Here is a 20444-nt window from a genome sequence, read left to right as displayed (position 1 = left end):
GAAGATTAAAAGATGGCAAAAAAATATACACCGGAAATAAAAGAAAAAGTATTACAATATTTACAAGATGGTAAAAGTTATGGTGAAATCAAAAAAGAAACTGGCATTTCAAAAACAACAATTTGAATTTGAAAGCAAAAAGCAAGAAAGAATGAACTTAAAACAAAACATTCAGTCAACTCAGCTCCAAGAGAGATATTAGAAGCAGCCATCAATATTGCAGAAATAAATTGCGATAATAATGAAAATCAAAATTATAAAGAAGAATTTTTAAATCAACAGCAAACAATAAATTTATTATCAGTAAATATTAACAAACAAATAGAAAACAACTATTTTGATAATTCAGAAGAAGATAGTGATTCAGAACGATTAGTAATTGATGAAGATTATAAAGAAGAAGTAAATATTTGAAGACCTTGAGAAGAGTCAGAAATAAAACAAAATAGTGAAGAATCTTTAGTAATAGAATTAAAAAAAGATCAATTAAAATATATTATTTAAATATTAAAATGTTGTACTAAAATTTGTACTGGTCTAACTAATAATAAATACAAAAGCAAAACTGAAGTAAATTTAATTAAATTAAATGGTACAAATACAATTCAAATCTTATCTTTAAGATCACCAGTACCATACATGTCTAAAATAAAAGCTCAATTATAAAAAGCACTAATTAATGATACTAAAATACAAGTAATAACAACTGTCGGTATTTCAATAATCATTAATCGTTTTCAAGAATTATTAGATTGCGTTTTTCAAAATGGTAATTGCTTAAATAATAATTTAAAACTACTATATAATAACAATAAAGTAATGGTACTTAACATATAATCAAATTCACCAATTGGTTCAGCATTACCAGAAGGAAAATGAGGTAAGATTAAACTTAGTCAAGGAACAATAATGGCAATTAACAAACTATAAGGAAGTTTAATAATTAACAATGCAATTAAATTAATAGTATTACCAAAATCAATTTTTAAAAAAGGTAAAAAAATAGGTGGTGTTTCTAATAAGGTCATTAATGTTGTAACTGCCAATAAACTACTAATTAATGCTATCCTATGAGTAGTTAATTTTAAAGAATTATTAATATTACTTTTAAATTGTTGTCACTTTTTCTCATATTTTAAACTCATCTTTTACTCCTTAAAATACATTTATTATTTTAATTATATATAAAAAAACGTTTATTTATTATATAATAAAATTAATTTTTAAAAGGAGATGAAGTATTAATGAATAAAAATGAAAATAACATTGTGCAAATGGTAGTTGAAATTCCCAAAGGATCAAGTAATAAATATGAATATGATTGAAAATCTAAAACTATGATATTAGATCGTGTTCTTTATGGTGCTAATTTTTATCCCGGTGAATATGGATATATTCCTGAAACTTTAGATTATGATGGTGATCCTTTAGATATTATTAGTTTAATTACTTATCCAACTTTCCCTGGTTGCTTAGTAGAAGTTAGAGTTTTAGGAATGATTAAAATGATTGACGGTGGTGAAGTTGATACTAAATTATTTGGTGTTGTTAATTCTGATCCACGCTTTAATGAGTATCAAGATCTAAAAGATGTACCACAACATTTACGTGATGAAATTGTTAATTTCTTTTTACAGTATAAAGAATTACAAAAAAAGAAAGTCATAATTGAAGGTTGAAGTAACTTAAAAGAAGCATTAACTGAACTTACAACATGTAAAAATATGTTTAAACAATATCAAAATGAAATGAATAATTTACCAAAAGAACAATTAGTGTCATTATTAAACAAAAAATAAACAAAAAGTATAATATATTTTTAATATATTAAATCATTTATCCTTAAATACAACTGAATAAAATTAAATAAATGAACAACTGTTCATAAAAGGGAATTAAGTAATCTTAAGCTGCCCCAGCAACTGTGATACTGATAAAAGTTACATAATCCATTGAAATCAAAGATTTTGAGAAGGGTAACAAGTAAAATGAAGTTAAGCCAGTAGACCTATCTATTTAACACTATTAAACTAATCTCTGGGTGCAGATAACAGTTATATAATTTTAATTGATGTTTTATCTCCGATTAGTATAACTAAACCACCTTTATGAGGTGGTTTTAAATTTAAAAAATAAAGAAAGCCGAGAACAAATATGAGTAACCATGTCCAAAAATTAATTCGTATCTTGATTATTCCTTCATATGCAGCACTAGTTTTTGCTTTAAAAGAAGTATTAGCAATATTACCAAATATTGAAGTTGTAACTTTTCTATTAGCATTTTCAGCATTAGTTTTTCCACTATATATGTCAATTACTATTCCTTTAATTTTTGCTTCATTAGAAATTCTACTTTACGGTGGTAATAGTTGAATATTTTTATATTTTAGTATATGACCAATATTGGTCATAATAATTTGAATATTTCGTCATTTAATTAAAAAGCATTGATGAATTTTTGTAATTATTACAAGTTTATGAGGTTTTACTTTTGGTACATTTGATTCTCTAATTCATTTAATATTATTTGGTAAATCCAGTTTTTATCTTTACTGATTATCTGGATTAAGTTTTGATGCTATTCATGGCATTGGTAACTTCATGTTTAGTAGTTTTCTGTATAAACCAATTATCAGTATTTGAAATAAATATTTACAATATTATATTATTATTGATAATAATATTATTGAAGAAAGCAATGATGAACAAACATCAAATAATGAATTATTAGTTGAACCATAAATATAAATTTATATTTAAATAATTAACTATTCATATAATATTATTTATATCATTAAACTGATGATGAAAAGTATTTATTTCAATCTCTTATTGAATCTTTTTCTTCTAAATTAAATGAATTTATATATTTTTTCAAATCATTTTCTTTTGCAAATAATTCTTTAAGATCTTCTTGTAATAAGTTTTGCTCATTAATTAATATTTGCATATTAGTTTTTACTATATCATATTTTTCTTTTAAATTTTCTTTTTCCCTATTGGTTTTTATAAATTCATTTTTATTTTCACATAGTTCTTTTTCTGTTATTTTATTTCAATCATAAAAACCTAAAGTAATACATTTAATATAAAAATTAATTCTTGAATTTATTTTCTTTGTATTTAAATTAATAATAGATTTTCTTAATTTAGAACTTTTTGACTGTAAAGTTAAAAGTTCTTTTTCTAATTTCTTTAATTCTATTTTAAAATCAAGTATTTTAGGTAATAACTCAATATAATTTTTTTTCATTTTTTGATCAATTTCTTTTTTAAATATCTTAAATTTTTACTTAGCTAAAATTTCTTCTTTTTGTTTATTTTGAAATGTTTCTTGTTCTGCTTGTTGTTTTTTTAAATTTTCTTTCCATATTTTATTAGTTTTTTCTTCATATTCTTTTTGTTTAACTAAAACATTACGCGCTTCACTTAATTTTTGAAAATTAATAGTTGCTTCTGGATTATTAGTATTTTTATCTGGATGTAATTTTAAAGATAAACGTCTAAAAGATGCATTAATTTCAGGAATTGTTGCACCAATAGATAAACCTAATAATTCATAATATTGTTCCATTTTTAGTTTTTTTTTCTTTTTAATAAGCACTACTATATTCATAAATAATGGTTATATTTATGGTAAGTTTTGTACACGATCATTTACTGGTTTTTGATTAATTAATTCTAAAGCATTAATTTCTTCAACAAATTTAGAACAAGAAAATTCTTTAGCTGATGAAGTGTTCTTTATACTATTTTTTTTATCATTAATATTTTTTCATAATTCAGTTAATTTAATTAAATTATTTAACTCATCATTTATTTTTTTTCTTTCTAAACTAATATTTTCAAATATTATTTTTAAATCTGTTCGTTCATTAGTTTTTTCTTGTATTTCCTTTTTATTTTTATTTAGTTTTTTTCTATTCTTTTATTTTTATGCTGAATTATACTTGTAAGTGCAAGTAAATAAAATTGCAAAAAATTCTCATATAAAAATTTCATAATGCTAAATTTAGTTTAGAAAAAAGTAAGGAGTTTTTATATGAGTTATAAACATCTTGGCATAGATGAAAGGATTTATATTGAGAATCAATTGAAATTTAAATTTAAAATTAGTGAAATAGCTAAAAATCTTAATCGAAGTATTAGTACTATTATTCGAGAAATTAATAGAAATAAAGATAATAATCATTATTTTTCATTAATTGCACAAAATAAAGCTGAAAATCGAAAACAATCACATATTAGTTTTCATAAATTTAAAAATAAGAATTTAGTAAAATATGTACAACAAAAATTACTATTAGGTTGATCACCTGAACAAATTTATGGCAGAATTAAAAATTTTCATAAAGAGTGAGTTATTAGTTTTAAAACAATTTATACTTGAATTTATTTTGGAATGCTTGATAAAGTTACTAGTAAAAATTTAAGAAGAAAAGGTAAAAAACGAAAATCTAAAGAAAATCGTGGCAAGTTTAATGGTAAATCAATTAAAGAACGAGATATAAATGTTAATGATCGTATAACACTTGGTCATTGAGAAGGAGATACTATAGTATCATCACGAGGTAAAAGCAAATCATGTTTAATAACTTTAGTTGAAAGAGTATCACGATTTACTTTAGCAATATTAGTTAAAAACAGAACTACTAAAGTTATTAATAAAAATGTCAGTTATTATTTATCAATTCTTCCTAAAAACATTGTTAAAACTATTACTTTTGATCGTGGCAAAGAATTTTCAAATTGACAACAACTTGAAAAAAATTTAGATGTAAAAATTTATTTTGCCAATCCATATTCACCTTGACAAAGAGGTACTAATGAAAATACTAATGGTTTAATTAGATAAAAATTTCCTAAAAAATTTATTTTTTCAAAAACTAATAAAAATGAAGTTCATAAATTTATATTGTCTTTAAATCAAAGACCGAGAAAAATATTAAATTATCTTTCACCAATCGAATATTTGGATAGAAAAATAATTTAGTTGCACTTACCTTTACAATTTAGCTTATTAATACAACCAAAACTAAACATTGTAATAATAAAATTTTTAAAATTGCCAATTTTTTGCTTTTCCAAAAAAACATTTTCTTCTAATAAACTAGTTATTTTAGAAGTAGCATCAGTAATTACATCAATATAATCTGATAATATTATGGTTCTTTTTTCAACTTCTTTATCTAATACTTCAATTTTTTCATTAAATACTTGAATTTGTTCAATTGATAATGATTTAATATCATCTTCGGTAAGTAATTGAATTTGCTCATCTGTAAATATTTTAATTTGTAAATCTTGTTTATCCTTATCTAATGGCATATTTTACTCCTTATTTAATAAGCATTTTTGTTAAGTTGTTTTTTAACTTCATTAATCATTTTTTCTAATTGATTAATTGCTTCTATTTGTTCTGCAATTCCTTTTTTAGTTTCCTTAGAAACAGAAACTGTTTCTAATTCATTTTGTAATTTTATTAATTTATCTTTTTCTTTTTGTAATTTTTCTTGTCCAATTTCTATTTTTGATTTTAAATCATTGCTAGATGTTTGTGTTTTACTTTCTTGCTGTTCCATAAGTTCATCTCCTTTTTAACATAAAACCCATTTGCTTTAAAATTAAAACAATGGGTTTAAAAACATTATAAATTCATTATATGCCTTTCTAAGTGAAAATCAATTAAAAACATAATAAACTTCCTTTTTTAAATTTTTACTGGAATAAAATTTTTATTAACTAATATCTTTACTCCATAAATGCTCATAACTTATATTTTCTAAAATTTAATAATCAAGTAATAATATAAGCACTAATATAAACAATAATATTAATAGCAAAAGCTAATAAAAAATATCATCAACGAAAAATAATTGGATAAATAACATGACTAAAAGTAATTAACTGTTGTGCTAATATATTAATTAATATTGGACTAATAAAAACACTAAAAACTGAAAAAATTAAAATTAAAGGGACAATAATTATAATAAAATTGTACGATACTTCCATAGTATTATATCCCAATACTTTTAAAATATTAATCAATATTCAATTATCACGAACTAAAATATTAGTAACCAAAGTCATAATCATAAATGATAATATAATACTACAAATTGCAAAAAAACCAATAAGTAATTGAATACTTATTTCATTATTTTCCAATGCTTCTTTTTCATTACCAATTGGAACAATACCACTCAAAGAACTAATAAAACCACTAGAACTAATGTAGTCAGTATTCAAAATTTTAGTTAAATCAAGATTATAATTATTTTCAGTATTAATAAAAGTTAAGTAATGTCGTAACTCATTATCATTAAATTTACTCATTTTGGCATTATTAATTAATAATCCTGTATTTTCATTAATAGCACTATTTAAAAGTGATTGTGATACTAATAATGTTGACATTCCTAAATTCCTAAAGCCATCATAAATAATACCAATTAAATATTTTTTATTACCATTAAAATCAAAATATGGATATAAAATTGCTTTATCAATATTGTTACCATTACCAGTACTAGTATTGGATGCTGGGGCATTAGATGCTGCAATTGGTAACAAGGTAACATTTGGAGCATTAGTACTAGTAATATGTAATTGTTTTTTTACATTGTTAACATTTTTAGTAAATTCTTTATCTAATCAAAAATCAGAAGTGTTCATTGTATCACTGTTCATATTAATAAATTTTTTAAATTTACTATTAATTAAATTAGGTTTAATAAAATTATTACTATTTGCATTAATACCATAGATAGTTTGTCTTATTGTAACTTCATTACTAAAGCATGAATCATTAAAAGTTTGAGTTACACTATCATAAGTATTAACAATAGCATTGTTATGACTAAAATCCAAATCATAAGAATCTTCAATATTCAATTTAATAAAAGGTAACTCATTTTGTTCTTGATAAGGAATAATACCAAAACTAATTAATAAATCATTATTATTACCACTTTCATTTGTGAAATAATTAATAATATTTATTTGTTTTGCTCGCTGTTTTTTAAATGTTTGTGGTAATAAATTTCATGTTGTCGATTTTTCAAAATTTTTACGCATCTTTAATAAATCGCTACCCAAAATATATTTATTACGTAAATCGCGAATAACGGGGGCTGGATTATTAGGATTTATTAAATATGAATCAATAGCATCTTGTAAATCTTGTTTAAGTGATACTCCTGATTCTATTTGTGAAACTGGAGCAATGTTATAAAGCAACTGCTTGTTATTATTAATAAAATTATTTTCAATGTCTTCATAATGATAACTAATTTACCAAAACTTCGCATGCTAATAGTTATTGCCAATTTATTATGATAACTAATATCGCCAATAACTTTAACACTAATAAAATTAAAAATTTTGCTAATATTTAAATGATGATATTTTTTAAAATTTTTACTACTAATTAAGTCAAATGGTTTTTTTTGTAAAAATAAATAAACTATAAAAAAACTAATAATTACTAATAACGATAAAGGAACAGTTACCACAATAATTGTCATATGCACATTTATATATCATCCATAGTTAATTAGCGCTAAATATAAGTTATGACTATTAATAAGAATATGACTAATAAATACTGATATTAAAACACCAATAATAGCAAAAATAAATAAAGGTCAAATAATAGCTAAAACTAAAGAAATTGTTAATTGTCAATTTTTATAACCCCATGCTTTTAAAATTCCAATTAATTTATGATTATGATGAATCATCTTTCATACTACCATTAAAATAATAATACTAGTAACAGTAAAAATTAATGTTAAAAATATTATACCAACATTTTGTGTTAAATTAATTAGCTCATTTAAGAAAAAAATAGCATTTTCATTATAAGGTCTTCATAAATAATCATCATTTGTTAAAATACTAGCAACATTAGCAAAATTTATACCATTAGTAAGATTTTGATAATGATGACCATATGCTAATTGATTATGTAATATATTATATAATCATGGATTTAAACTACGTTCAGGATAAACGGGATTAAAACTATTTTTTTTGTTTATTTTTATCAATAAAACCCTTAAAATCATTATTGATGTTAACCATTGTATTACTATTAACAAAAGCAACGGTTTTATTTTTTGGATCCATCAATCCATTAATATTATTGGCAATAAAAGCACTATTTCAACTAGTAACAAATCCTCTAACAGTAAAAGTACGATTAACAATATTGTACTTATCACCAATTTTTAAATTATTATTATTAGCAAATTGTTCATAAATTAAAATTTCATTATCTTGTAATGGTAACTCTTCCAAACTTTGTTTATAATTACCTACTAAAATTGGTGGATCAATAATATTTTTAGGAACTGTTTGTGTAAAGAGAAAAGATTTACCGGTCATTAATAAATCATTAACTAAAGTATATTGATTTCATTCAATATTTTGAAATAACATGCCATTAATAATTAAAAATATAGTTGTGATTGCAAAGAAATATCAATTGTATTATATTCATGATTAGCGTATGATATTTTATGATAAATTTCATCTTGATAAATTTTTAATGCTTTATCATTTAAAATAAAATAGTTTATTTGATTAATATTTGTCTTTCCATCATAAACATAACTATTAATTAAATTACGCATTGCATTTTTATATTCTTCAGAAGAGTTATAACCTTGATGATAATCATTAGGAACTAATAGTTTAAAATCAACATAATCATGATGATATTTAGTAGATATATTATTTCCAATTTGTAAATAATTATTAGCATGAGAATCACTTAAATCACTACTACCGTTAAAAATAAAACGATAAGTATCGTTATTAGCTTTAACTAAAGCAATTTGAAAAGTTGCATGATTTAATTTAAAAGTATCAATACTATCATCTTGTTTATAATATGACATATTTTCCAATCATAATCCTAAATGTGTTTTATAATAATTATATTCTTTTTCAAAACTATTTTTTTTAATTGGTAATTCATTTAATTCTTGAAAATTAGTATTTTGACTAATATCATTTAAATATTGATTTTCTACATATTGATCAGAAAATTGAATGCTTAAAAAAGTTATAATCATAATCATAACTAAAAAGCCTAACCCTAAAACTTGAATAATATTTTTTCTTTGTTCACGTAAATAATTAAAAAATATTTTTACCATATTCCACTAACCTCAGTTGATACTTCAAATTAATTTTATCAATTTAAAAATATTTTTTAAAATTAAAACATTTTAATGTTTAATTTTTTATTTAATAGCAGCAAACCAGATTATATATTATTTAGTTAATGTCATTAATTGTTTATTATTAACGTTTAACTTTCAAGTAATAATGTATGAAAATAAATAAATTAAAATATTTATACTAATCATCAATGCAAAATATCATCAACGAAAAACAATAGGAAATGCGATTTTTGCAAAAGTTGCTAATAAATTATAAAGTACCATTACTAAAGAAGGAACAATAAAAACAGCAACCAAACTACTCATTACCAATGCCGGTATTATTACCAGAAAGAAATTATAAGAAACTTCTAATGCCGTATAGCCTAAACTTCGTAAAATATTAATTAATATTAAATTATCACGAACACTAATATTAGTAACAATAACAATAATCATTAATGATAATATAACACTAAAAATACCAAAAAATGAAATGATTATTTGTAAACTATATTGATTATTCTTCATAATACTACGTAAATTACTAATATCATACACTGATGATAATGAAGTACTAATACCTTTACTTTCCAAATATCCTGAGTGTGAAATTTGTGCTAAATCAATATTATAATCATTTTTATTACTAATAATTGGTAAGTAATGTTTAAACTCATTATCAGTAAATTTGCTTAATTTACTATTAGCAAAATTATTTTCTAATAAATCACTTTTACTACCAAACAAAATCTCATTAAGTCAAAGTTTAGGCATTACTATTATTTTTGGATCTAATTTATTAATATAATCATAAGCAATACCAATTATATATTTTATTTGATTATCTAATCCTTTATACCTATAAATAACACTATTATTAAGTTGTTCTCCACCATTATAAACATTGGCAACCGAAGGTAAAGCAGAATTAGCCATTGGAATAAATTGAACAGCACTACTATCTGGATTTTTAATTCCTAATTTTTGAATTAAATGATTACGAATATTAATAAATTGTTTATCTTGCCAATTATTAGAAACTTCCATATCAGCTAAATTTAATTTACTAAAAGTAGAGAAATCACTTATACTAAAATTTAGAGATAAAAAATCACTTAAACTATCATCAATACCATAAGCAGTTCTTGGTGCACTTCAATTTTTAAAAGATTCTTTTGATAAGGTTTGTGTATCATTATCAAAAACAGCACCAAGCTGATTAGGAAGTAACAGATTAGCCTTATCAAGTTCTAATTGTGTGTATGGTACTTCATACTGTTCATCATAAGGAATTAAACCAAAACTTACCAATAAATCAGTATTGTTTTTACCGTTATTATTGGTTAAATAATTAAATAATATTTTATTTTTTTCTAAGAAATCCTTAACTATTGGTGGAATCTTTGATGGATTAGCAGCAATTCACTGTTTTATTTTTAATAATTCACTACCCATAATATAACGATTTTGAACATTAATCATAATTGATTTATTAGGATTAAGAGGATCAAATCGTTTAATTGCTACTAATAATTCTGGATATAATGAAATTTTGCTTTTAATATTATCAACACTATTAAATTGATACATTAATTTATTTTCGTTATTAATAAAGTTAGTTTTAATATTATCATCAAATTGATAACCATTTTGATAATTAAAATTAGTTCCCACAAATTGTGAACCTAACATATTATTAACTAAACCACTAGCAGCAAGCGCAAAGAATACTAATGTTGCAGCAAAAATAATAGTAAAACACATAATTAATGTTTTACCAAAACTACGTAGTGAAGTAGTAACGGCCAACTTATTACGATAACTAAATCTACCAATCACATATCTTGCAATAAAAGTAAAAGTTGAACTAATATTTATTTTATATTTTTGTTTTGAAATATTATTAGTAATTAAATCTAAGGGTTTACTTCTTAATAAGAATAATACCATTAAAAAATTAATGAAAGTTAAACTAATGATTGGAATAACAAGTAATAAAATAGCGGTAACAATATTAAAGTACCAACCATAACTAATTAAGGCAACAGTACTAATATTAGTAATATAAATTAAATAATGCGCAACTGGAATCGAAATTAAAACACCAATAATAGCAAAAATAATTAAAGGAGCAATAATTGAAATTACTAATGATATACTTAACTGTCAACTTTTATATCCTGTTGCTTTTAAAATTCCAATTAATTTTTTATTACGATCAATCATTTTAAAAGTAATAATAAAAATAATAATAGTAGTCACAATAAAAATCAAAATTAAAAATAAACTAGAAATCTCTTCAATAACATTAATTCTATTATTAATGGAACTAAAAGATCATTCTTGCATACTAGTATAAAATCTAAGATTATTGATATTTAAAGGTGAAACTATTTTATTATAATCAATACCATTATTATAATATTTTGTACTTGCTATATCAGTAGGTGTTTTATAAGTTGCATGAAGATAATTATAAATTCATTCATTGTTTATTTGTGAATCAATATTTTTAGCCAAATCAGGATTAATACCTAAAAAAAAATCATCAATATTACTGCTAAATGCCTTTAAATCGGATTCAACTTTGCGCATCGTATTACCATTAGTAAAAGCGACAGTATTATTTTTTAAATCAAGTGAATTACCAAAATAACGACCAACAAATGCTGCTAATGAGCTTGTAGCATAACCACGAATAATAAACGTTTGTCCAGCAATTACATAATTTTGACCAATATGTAAATTATTTAGTTCAGCAAAATGTTTGTAAATTAAAATTTCATTATCTTGTAATGGTTTTTCTGTTAAACTTGGGCCACCATCTTTGACAATAATTGCTTTATTAACAATATATTCGGGTCCTGTTTCAATAAAAGCAAAATTTTTACTAGTAATTAATAAATCACGGACCATAACAGCATGTTGTCATTCAATATCTTTATATAACATTCCCATTGACATTATTTCATATAACTTAGCTTCATTTTTAATATCTATTTCACTATAGTTTCGATTAGCATATGACAATTGTCCCTTAAAATTATCATTATAAAACTGTAAAGCAGCTTCACTAGTAATCATAAAATTTGTTGCATTTTCTGGATTTTTTTCTGGATGTAATGGATCATATAGATATTGATTTAGCATATTAGCATATTGTTCTATCGTTGCTTTATGAATATCATAAGATGGATAATTAATAGGAATATTAATTTTAAAATCAATATAATTATGGCTAGTATCATTAAAAAGACTATCACCAATAGCAAAATATTCTTTACTACTAGCGTCCCCACCATGAAAAGTAAAACGATATATATCAGGTCTAGTAGCATCTGGTATTGTTAACTGAAAAGTAGCTTTTGCCATCTTTTCTTTATCAATAGTATTATCTTTTTGATAATAATTAATATTATTTAAATAAGAACCAGCTTTATCTTTTTCATTATATTTTCCATCAAAATTAACATATTCTACTGGTGAAAAAAATGTATATTGATCAAATTCATTATGAGCAATATCGTTAACATATTGTTCAAATAAATAATTATTAGAAAAATTTAATGATAAAAAGGCAATAATCATAATCATTACTAAAAAACCTAAACCAAACATTTGTAATAAATTGTTTTTTTGTTCACGAATATAATTACGTAATAATTTAAACATGTTTATCCCTTCTTATGATCACTTATTAATAAATTAGATTTGACAGTTTTGCTAAAGCTGACTTTGCTGCTTCTTGCTCAGCTTTCTTTTTATTTGTTCCTACTCCTTTTCCCATTAGTATTTTATTATCTAAATACACATGAACAATAAAATAAGTAATATTATCTTTTTTAATTTGTTCCATAGTTTTATAATTAATAGGATCTCTTTTTTCTGCCTGTACTAATTCTTGTAATTTAGTTTTATAATCAATAATTGTTTCTAACTGATTAGTTTTAATCAATTCAAATAAGGTTAAGTCTAAGATTTTTTTCACTGCACTATTTCCTAAATCAAGATATACTGCAGCAAGAAATGATTCAAAAACATCTGATAAAATGCTTTCTCGTTGTTGCCCACCTGTATTTTTTTCACCATTTCCCAAAAATAAATAATCTTGTAATCCTAAAGCAATTGCCACTGCTGCCAATGTTTCTTGTCTAACTGCTTTACTACGTAAACTTGTTAATTGTCCCTCATCTTTATTTGGAAATAAGTGTCAAATGTAAGTTGAAATATTTTCCCCTAAAATCGAATCACCCAAAAATTCTAATCGCTCATATGAATAATCTAAATTATGTTCGTTTGAAAAAGAACGATGAGTAAACGCTTCACGATAATTACGATTAGATTTAATTTTTTCTAAAATACTCGATTTTAAAATATGTTCAATATTAATCATATTTTTCTCCTTAATACTTATTTATAAATTATAATTCTTGAATTTGTTTAGCTATTTTATTAGTAACATCTTGCTCAATAGCACGAATTAAAAGTTTTAAAGTACTATAATAAGATTTTTTATCACTAGATCCATGTGCTTTAAAAGCAATGCCATTAATACCTATTAATTGAGCACCACCTGTATTCTTATAATCAAAAGTCTTTTTAATATTTTTAAAAATACCAATTGACATTAAACCTAAAAATTTAGTTCATAAATTTTTTTTATAACCATTTTTAATTAATGTAAATAATAATGATGCCATGCCTTCAACTGATTTTAAAACAATATTACCTGAATAACCATCACAAATAATAATATCAACATCACCACTTAAAACATTTCGTGGTTCAATATTACCGTGAAAATTTAAAAAACTTAACTTTTCATTTTTTTGTGTTAATTGTTTTAGTTTAGCATATGTTGCTTTAGTTACTTCTGGACCTTTGCTTTCTTCAATACCAATATTTAGTAAACCAATTTTAGGACGTGAAATATTTTGAATAGTTTGACAATAAATATGACCCATTAATGCAAAATTAATTAATTCATCAACAGTGTTTTCAATATTTGCTCCAACATCCAATAATACTACTTGTCGATCTTTTATTAAAGTAGGCATAATTGGCATGAATGCCGGACGTTTAATGCCTTTGATTTCGCCTAATAAAAAATGACAAGCACCAAGATAGGCAGCAGTTGAAGCCGAAGTTAGAATCCCATCTGCTTTTTTATTTTTAACTAACTGAATAGCTTGATTCATAGAAGAATCAGTCATTCTAATACCAACGAGTGGACCATCATTCATAGTTATTACTTGGGTTGTTGCTAGTATTGTTATTCTTGATGATAATGGCTTATTTTTTAATAAAATCTGCAAGTTTCCATTAATTTGTTTTTCATCACCAACTAAACAAATTTCAACGTTTTTGAATTCTTTAATAACTTCTAACGCTGCAGCAATAGCGGGCAAACTACCATGGTCTGAACCCATTACATCAAAAGCAATTTTCATAGTTCCTCCTAAAAATAAAAAATAATTTAAGAAACCTTAAATAATATTATATTATAATTATTGATAGTTTAATTATACGTTAATTTTTTTAATTCCTTAAGATTAACAATCCAACTAATACTGCATTTATTTATTTATTTTTAAATATGAATATTTCATGATTTGCTAGTAAAAAGTTAAAAAACAATTTATCTCTAATTATTTTGATATTGATTTTCTAAATAATTGTTTTTATTTACACCAGTTTTTTTTAAAGACCAAAAACCTTTTATTTATTTTATTAAAAAAAACTTTAAAAGCAAAAAAACTAATATAAATATAAAAATATCTTATCATAATTTTACTAAAATCAAAAATAATCAAAGAATTAAAAAAAATATTAAAACATTTAATAGTGTTTATTTTTATTTATAAAATAAACACTATTAATTTGATTATTATTCATAAAAATAAAAATAAAGTTAATTAAAAATAATTTTTATTGTATTTTATTTTAAAAACTTTAGAATTTAGTTACTTCTTATTATATATCTAAGAAGGTATTGGGAAAAAATTAATAACACAACTAAAAACTTTACTTATAAACAGTAATTTTTTGGATATGATTTTAAAATACTTATAAATTGTTATAGTAAAACTAATTCAAAAAAATTAATACTACTGCTTTTGAGGATCTTGTAATATGATCCTTTTTAAAATGCTAAATTGTAAAGGTAAGTGCAACTAAATTATTTTTCTATCCAAATATTCGATTGGTGAAAGATAATTTAGTATTTTTCTCGGTCTTTTATTTAAAGACAATATAAATTTATGAACTTCATTTTTATTAGTTTTTGAAAAAATAAATTTTTTAGGAAATTTTTTTCTGATTAAACCATTAGTATTTTCATTAGTACCTCTTTGTCAAGGTGAATATGGATTGGCAAAATAAATTTTTACATCTAAATTTTTTTCAAGTTGTTGTCAATTTGAAAATTCTTTGCCACGATCAAAAGTACTAGTTTTAACAATGTTTTTAGGAAGAATTGATAAATAATAAATGACATTTTTATTAATAACTTTAGTAGTTCTGTTTTTAACTAATATTGCTAAAGTAAATCGTGATACTCTTTCAACTAAAGTTATTAAACATGATTTGCTTTTACCTAGTGATGATACTATAGTATCTCCTTCTCAATGACCAAGTGTTATACGATCATTAACATTTATATCTCGTTCTTTAATTGATTTACCATTAAACTTGCCACGATTTTCTTTAGATTTTCGTTTTTTACCTTTTCTTCTTAAATTTTTACTAGTAACTTTATCAAGCATTCCAAAATAAATTCAAGTATAAATTGTTTTAAAACTAATAACTCATTGTTTATGAAAATTTTTAATTCTGCCATAAATTTGTTCAGGTGATCAACCTAATAGTAATTTTTGTTGTACATATTTTACTAAATTCTTATTTTTAAACTTATGAAAACTAATATGTGATTGTTTTCGATTTTCAGCTTTATTTTGTGCAATTAATGAAAAATAATGATTATTATCTTTATTTCTATTAATTTCTCGAATAATAGTACTAATACTTCGATTAAGATTTTTAGCTATTTCACTAATTTTAAATTTAAATTTCAATTGATTCTCAATATAAATTCTTTCATCTATGCCAAGATGTTTATAACTCATATAAAAACTCCTTACTTTTTTCTAAACTAAATTTAGCATTATGAAATTTTTATATGAGAATTTTTTGCAATTTTATTTACTTGCACTTACAAGTATAATTCAGCTAAAATTAATATATTATTAAAATTAAAAAAAATATTAAGTATAATAAATTTATGAAATATTTAGGCATTGATTTAGGTAGTAAAACATTAGGGCTTGCTCGTGGTGAAGGAAAAATTGCTTTTTCTTGAAAAACTATTCGTTTCCCAGAGCATGATTTTAATAATGCTATTATCCAACTCCAAAATGCTATTAAAGAATATGATGCTGATATTCTTGTTTTTGGTTACCCTTTAAACATGGATAGCACAGTCGGCCCCAGCGCAAAAATTGTTTTAAATTTTATTGATAAATTTAAATTAACACAAAATAATGATAAACTAAATATTGTTTTACAAGATGAAAGAAGAACTACCTATTCTTCGCAGCAAATATTAATTAAATCTAATGTTTCTTCAAATAAAAGAAAACAAGTTAAAGATCAATTGGCTGCTGCTATTATTTTACAATCATACTTTGATAAAATAACTCAATCTTAAATTTTAGGAGATAAATGTGAAATATAAAAAAATTAATTTAATCGCTATCGCTGGCGGCAGTGCTTCAGGAAAAACAACAGTAGCAGAAAAAATTGCTGAAGCTTGTAATAAAAAAAATGTCATTTTTGTACAAATGGATAATTATTATCATGATCTTAGTAACTTAAAAGTTGAAGAAAGAAAAAAAACTAATTTTGATCATCCTAATGCTATTGATATGAAATTATTAATTCATGATTTAGAACAATTATTACTTGGCAATGCTATTGAAGAGCCTATTTATGATTTTAAAATCAATAGTCGCAGTAAAAACACTGAGATTATTGGTCCGGGTGATGTTATCATTCTGGATGGTATTTTTGCTTTAGAAAATCCTATTATTCGTGAATTATCTACTATCAAAATTTTTGTTGATACTGATAGTGATACTAGACTACTAAGAAGAATTAAACGAGATGTTAGTTTTAGAAATCGTACTCTTGACAGTGTTTTACAACAATATGCATTAACTGTTAAACCTATGCATGATGCTTTTGTTGAACCAACTAAACGTTATGCTGATATTATTATTCCTTTTGATTTTCATAATACTGTAGCTATTGATATTATTGCTACTAAAATTAAAGCAATTATTTAATAATTGCTTTAAGCTTTAATTTTTAAAATAACAATAAAATGAATCTTAAAGATGCATTTTTAAATTGTTTTTTATTGTTTTTTAAGTTAACAAGAAGATTATCAACTTAAATAATCAATTTTATTTTCATTTAAAAGAGATAAAATATTAAATTTCTGTATTTGCATTATTTGCTCATAAACACTATTTTTTATTTCATATTTTTTTTCTATACTATCAATATTTAAAACTTCAATTACTGTATTTCCATTTTAATGTGTTACTAAACCAAGTTCATTATTTAAATTAAATAATGTTTGAACATTAATTGATAAATCTAATACATAATTTACTTTATTACTATCTAAATCACTATAATATAATTTTGCTTTTTTACTTGCTAAATTTAAACTATAAAAATATATTTTACTATTTATTTCTGTTATTAATACTGTATCGTTAATGTTAAAAAATCATCTCCAATTATTGGTTTGGCTTCAGATTGACCTTTTTTTATAATTAACACACTATAACTTATAGGTTTATTTATAGATTTATAAATAGCAAGATAAATGTTTTCGTTTTTATCAATAAATATAGAATTAACCATTAGATTGTTTGGTAAATTTATTTTTTCAGCAATTTCAGTATTAATATTATATTTATAAAAACCATCAAAAGTTGTTACATAAATATTATTTTTTAAATAAGTAATATCAGTTACCATACCCGAAACTAATGGCATAGTTTTAAATTTATTTTTATTATTAAGAATTATTACTCCACCAGCAGAAGTTAAATAAATATTACCTTTAATATCGATTATCATGTGAAAAGAAACTACTTTGAATTCTTTATTTTCTCAATAAATTTCATTATCTCTGGTACTTATATTATATTTTCAAATTTTTTGTCCAGGTATATGAAGATCAGAACTATCAAAAGTTGTATAATACAAATTACCATTGTCATCCTGTGTTTGTTTTACATTTTTTGTTGATATTATATTTTTATAATTAAAGTTAGTATCTTGATAATTATCATATATTTTTTTCATTATATTGTCCTCTTCATTCTTTTTTTAAAATAGTTATTTTTATTATTTCTTCTTTTAACTACATATCAATAATTCTAGTAACTAAAATCGATAAACGATATCACATGCTTACTAGAACTTACTATAAAAGAAAAATAATTAGTAGTTTTTTATTTTTTATTATCCATTATATTTTTATATTTCACATTATTTGAGTTAAACCTTGTTTACTTTAAAAATTAAAGTATCAGTCAAAAAATTCTATAAATTTTATAAAAATAATTATATTTATTTATTTTCTATAAGTCAAATTTTAATAAAAATACAAATACAAATAATCAATAATAGTCATCAATATTTCTTCAATCAATTGTTGTGATTTGACATTAAGTTAGCAAAAATGATAAAATAACACGTTGGAGTGGTTAAATATGAAAAGAAAACTAAATTATAAAAAAATATTAATTGCAACTGGTATATTAGTTGTCGTTGCAGCAGCAACAACAATAGCTGTTGTCGCTACAAAAAGCACAAAATCAGAAGCAAAAAAAGAATTAAGTTCTATCATTACTAAGTTAGAAGTTGACGGTAACAAATTTAATACCGAAGAAACAGTTCTTAATGAAATTATTCGTTTAAATGAAGAAATAACATCTGAACATGTTGAAATTAAAAACTTTATTACTGCATCAGAAATTAAAAATGGTTCAGCAGAACTACATGCTAAAGCTGACAGTAAATATACAGGAAAAGTAAACATTACAATTACTGCAAAAGACAAAATCGCTTTAGACAGTAAAATTACTAACAAAGAAGTTGACGGTAACAAATTTAATACTGAAAAAGCAGTTCTTGATGAAATCATTAAACAAAATAAAGATGTAACTGCCAATGACGTTGAAATTAAAAACTTCAAAACAGCATCTGAAGGAACTGCTGGTTCAGCAGAACTACATGCTAAAGCTGACAGTAAATATACAGGAAAAGTAAACATTACAATTACTGCAAAAGACAAAATCGCTTTAGACAGTAAAATTACTAACAAAACAGTTGACGGTAATGACTTTAATACTGAAAAAACAGTTCTTGATGAAATCATTAAACAAAACAAAGATGTAACTGCCAATGATGTTGAAATTAAAAACTTCAAAGCAGCATCTGAAGGAACTGCTGGTTCAGCAGAATTACATGCTAAAGCCGACAGTAAATATACAGGAAAAGTAAACATTACAATTACTGCAAAAGACAAAATCGCTTTAGACAGTAAAATTACTAACAAAACAGTTGACGGTAATGACTTTAATACTGAAAAAACAGTTCTTGATGAAATCATTAAACAAAACAAAGATGTAACTGCCAATGATGTTGAAATTAAAAACTTCAAAGCAGCATCTGAAGGAACTGCTGGTTCAGCAGAATTACATGCTAAAGCCGACAGTAAATATACAGGAAAAGTAAATATTATAATTACAAAAGTTGATACTGAAGAAGAAAGATTAGAAAAAATTATTAAAAAAATTAAAGTTGCTAATGATAAAGAAAGATATGGTAAGGAATATGTTGAAGCATACAAGGAATATTTTGCATTTCTTGAAAAAACTATGGAAGCAAAATTTAAAATAGATCCTTGAGTTACAGATCAAGAACCGACAGATTCAAATAAAAGTTCAACTTTTTATAAATTAGAAAATTATATGAGAGAAATTAGAATATCACACTATAGACTAGGTTTAGTAGAGCAACGTATTAACAGATATTATAAAAAAAATAGAATTATAATTAATAATGAAAATAAAACAATAAGTTTTAATAGTATAACCATGAATATGTATAAAACAGAAGATAGTTCACTGATACGTGATAGTTCATATTCAATTACAGCAACTATTAAATACCAAGTAAAATAAATTT

General features: G+C 22.9%; 21 protein-coding genes and 1 riboswitch. Of the genes, 7 read left to right on the top strand and 14 right to left on the bottom strand.

Going from position 1 to position 20444, the window contains the following annotated elements; all coding sequences use genetic code 4:
- Window positions 1–12 precede the first annotated feature (12 nt).
- A complete protein-coding gene (locus tag ACICQF_RS02010; protein ID WP_395473504.1) occupies window positions 13–504 on the top strand; it encodes a hypothetical protein in 492 nt (163 codons plus the stop codon).
- On the opposite strand, the gene ACICQF_RS02005 is transcribed toward ACICQF_RS02010, so the two are convergent.
- Window positions 501–1145 (bottom strand): hypothetical protein, encoded by a 645-nt coding sequence (locus ACICQF_RS02005; protein WP_395473503.1) that lies wholly within the window; start codon window positions 1143–1145, stop codon window positions 501–503. The two genes, ACICQF_RS02010 and ACICQF_RS02005, sit on opposite strands and share 4 nt — an antisense overlap.
- A 99-nt stretch (window positions 1146–1244) precedes the next feature.
- Here ACICQF_RS02005 and ACICQF_RS02000 point away from each other — a divergent pair, with 99 nt between their 5' ends.
- Complete coding sequence (locus ACICQF_RS02000; RefSeq protein ID WP_395473502.1) at window positions 1245–1799, top strand: inorganic diphosphatase; 555 nt, start codon at window positions 1245–1247, stop codon at window positions 1797–1799.
- Window positions 1800–1851: 52 nt separating this feature from the next.
- Window positions 1852–2031, top strand: a riboswitch (cobalamin riboswitch).
- A 123-nt stretch (window positions 2032–2154) separates the two neighbouring features.
- Window positions 2155–2742: a hypothetical protein gene (locus tag ACICQF_RS01995; protein ID WP_338957592.1), complete on the top strand. Its 588-nt coding sequence runs from the start codon at window positions 2155–2157 to the stop codon at window positions 2740–2742.
- 52 nt (window positions 2743–2794) lie between these two features.
- Here the strand turns inward: ACICQF_RS01995 and ACICQF_RS01990 are convergent, their stop codons facing one another.
- Both ACICQF_RS01990 and ACICQF_RS01985 read right to left on the bottom strand, forming a co-directional pair.
- On the bottom strand, window positions 2795–3253 hold the full coding sequence (locus ACICQF_RS01990) for a hypothetical protein (protein WP_395473501.1): 459 nt from the start codon (window positions 3251–3253) through the stop codon (window positions 2795–2797).
- Between the two features lie 36 nt (window positions 3254–3289).
- On the bottom strand, window positions 3290–3574 hold the full coding sequence (locus ACICQF_RS01985) for a J domain-containing protein (protein WP_395473500.1): 285 nt from the start codon (window positions 3572–3574) through the stop codon (window positions 3290–3292).
- A 468-nt stretch (window positions 3575–4042) separates the two neighbouring features.
- On the opposite strand from ACICQF_RS01985, the gene ACICQF_RS01980 reads away from it, so the two are divergent.
- Window positions 4043–4855: an IS30 family transposase gene (locus tag ACICQF_RS01980; RefSeq protein ID WP_395472832.1), complete on the top strand. Its 813-nt coding sequence runs from the start codon at window positions 4043–4045 to the stop codon at window positions 4853–4855.
- A gap of 134 nt (window positions 4856–4989) precedes the next feature.
- Here ACICQF_RS01980 and ACICQF_RS01975 read toward each other — a convergent pair whose 3' ends face one another.
- The 10 genes from ACICQF_RS01975 to ACICQF_RS01930 all read right to left on the bottom strand — a co-directional run bounded on the left by ACICQF_RS01975 (window position 4990) and on the right by ACICQF_RS01930 (window position 16300).
- Window positions 4990–5328, bottom strand: a complete 339-nt coding sequence (locus ACICQF_RS01975) for a hypothetical protein (RefSeq protein WP_395473499.1) — start codon at window positions 5326–5328, stop codon at window positions 4990–4992.
- A 14-nt stretch (window positions 5329–5342) separates the two neighbouring features.
- The gene (locus ACICQF_RS01970; protein WP_395473498.1) at window positions 5343–5582 is read right to left on the bottom strand and encodes a hypothetical protein; all 240 of its coding nucleotides are present in this window, start codon (window positions 5580–5582) and stop codon (window positions 5343–5345) included.
- Between the two features lie 169 nt (window positions 5583–5751).
- Entirely contained in the window at window positions 5752–7242 is a 1491-nt protein-coding gene (locus ACICQF_RS01965) for an ABC transporter permease (protein ID WP_395473497.1), read from the bottom strand.
- Window positions 7209–8054: an ABC transporter permease gene (locus tag ACICQF_RS01960; protein WP_395473496.1), complete on the bottom strand. Its 846-nt coding sequence runs from the start codon at window positions 8052–8054 to the stop codon at window positions 7209–7211. The genes ACICQF_RS01965 and ACICQF_RS01960 overlap by 34 nt, the downstream gene beginning before the upstream one ends.
- Entirely contained in the window at window positions 8029–8445 is a 417-nt protein-coding gene (locus ACICQF_RS01955) for a hypothetical protein (protein WP_395473495.1), read from the bottom strand. The genes ACICQF_RS01960 and ACICQF_RS01955 overlap by 26 nt, the downstream gene beginning before the upstream one ends.
- Window positions 8446–8456: 11 nt before the next feature.
- Window positions 8457–9167 carry a hypothetical protein gene (locus tag ACICQF_RS01950; RefSeq protein ID WP_395473494.1) on the bottom strand — a complete coding sequence of 237 codons (711 nt, stop codon included), beginning with the start codon at window positions 9165–9167 and terminating at the stop codon, window positions 8457–8459.
- A 117-nt stretch (window positions 9168–9284) separates the two neighbouring features.
- Complete coding sequence (locus ACICQF_RS01945; RefSeq protein WP_395473493.1) at window positions 9285–12848, bottom strand: FtsX-like permease family protein; 3564 nt, start codon at window positions 12846–12848, stop codon at window positions 9285–9287.
- A gap of 25 nt (window positions 12849–12873) precedes the next feature.
- Window positions 12874–13569 (bottom strand): ribonuclease III, encoded by a 696-nt coding sequence (gene rnc, locus ACICQF_RS01940; RefSeq protein WP_395473492.1) that lies wholly within the window; start codon window positions 13567–13569, stop codon window positions 12874–12876.
- 28 nt (window positions 13570–13597) lie between these two features.
- Window positions 13598–14626 (bottom strand): phosphate acyltransferase PlsX, encoded by a 1029-nt coding sequence (gene plsX / locus ACICQF_RS01935; RefSeq protein WP_395473491.1) that lies wholly within the window; start codon window positions 14624–14626, stop codon window positions 13598–13600.
- Window positions 14627–15349: 723 nt separating this feature from the next.
- On the bottom strand, window positions 15350–16300 hold the full coding sequence (locus tag ACICQF_RS01930; protein WP_395473490.1) for an IS30 family transposase: 951 nt from the start codon (window positions 16298–16300) through the stop codon (window positions 15350–15352).
- Window positions 16301–16455: 155 nt separating this feature from the next.
- On the opposite strand from ACICQF_RS01930, the gene ruvX reads away from it, so the two are divergent.
- On the top strand, window positions 16456–16881 hold the full coding sequence (gene ruvX / locus ACICQF_RS01925; protein WP_174481257.1) for a Holliday junction resolvase RuvX: 426 nt from the start codon (window positions 16456–16458) through the stop codon (window positions 16879–16881).
- A gap of 16 nt (window positions 16882–16897) precedes the next feature.
- On the top strand, window positions 16898–17518 hold the full coding sequence (udk, locus tag ACICQF_RS01920; protein WP_342267021.1) for a uridine kinase: 621 nt from the start codon (window positions 16898–16900) through the stop codon (window positions 17516–17518).
- A gap of 424 nt (window positions 17519–17942) precedes the next feature.
- On the opposite strand, the gene ACICQF_RS01915 is transcribed toward udk, so the two are convergent.
- Window positions 17943–18554: a hypothetical protein gene (locus ACICQF_RS01915; RefSeq protein WP_395473489.1), complete on the bottom strand. Its 612-nt coding sequence runs from the start codon at window positions 18552–18554 to the stop codon at window positions 17943–17945.
- A 410-nt stretch (window positions 18555–18964) separates the two neighbouring features.
- Between ACICQF_RS01915 and ACICQF_RS01910 the strand changes: the two genes are divergently transcribed.
- Complete coding sequence (locus ACICQF_RS01910) at window positions 18965–20440, top strand: hypothetical protein (RefSeq protein WP_395473488.1); 1476 nt, start codon at window positions 18965–18967, stop codon at window positions 20438–20440.
- Window positions 20441–20444 lie beyond the last annotated feature (4 nt).

Source organism: Spiroplasma endosymbiont of Nomada rufipes (assembly GCF_964277355.1).
Taxonomy (GTDB): Bacteria; Bacillota_I; Bacilli_A; order Mycoplasmatales; family VBWQ01; genus Spiroplasma_E.
Note: the sequence above shows the minus strand (reverse complement) of the source record. Positions and strands in the feature narration are given on the sequence as shown.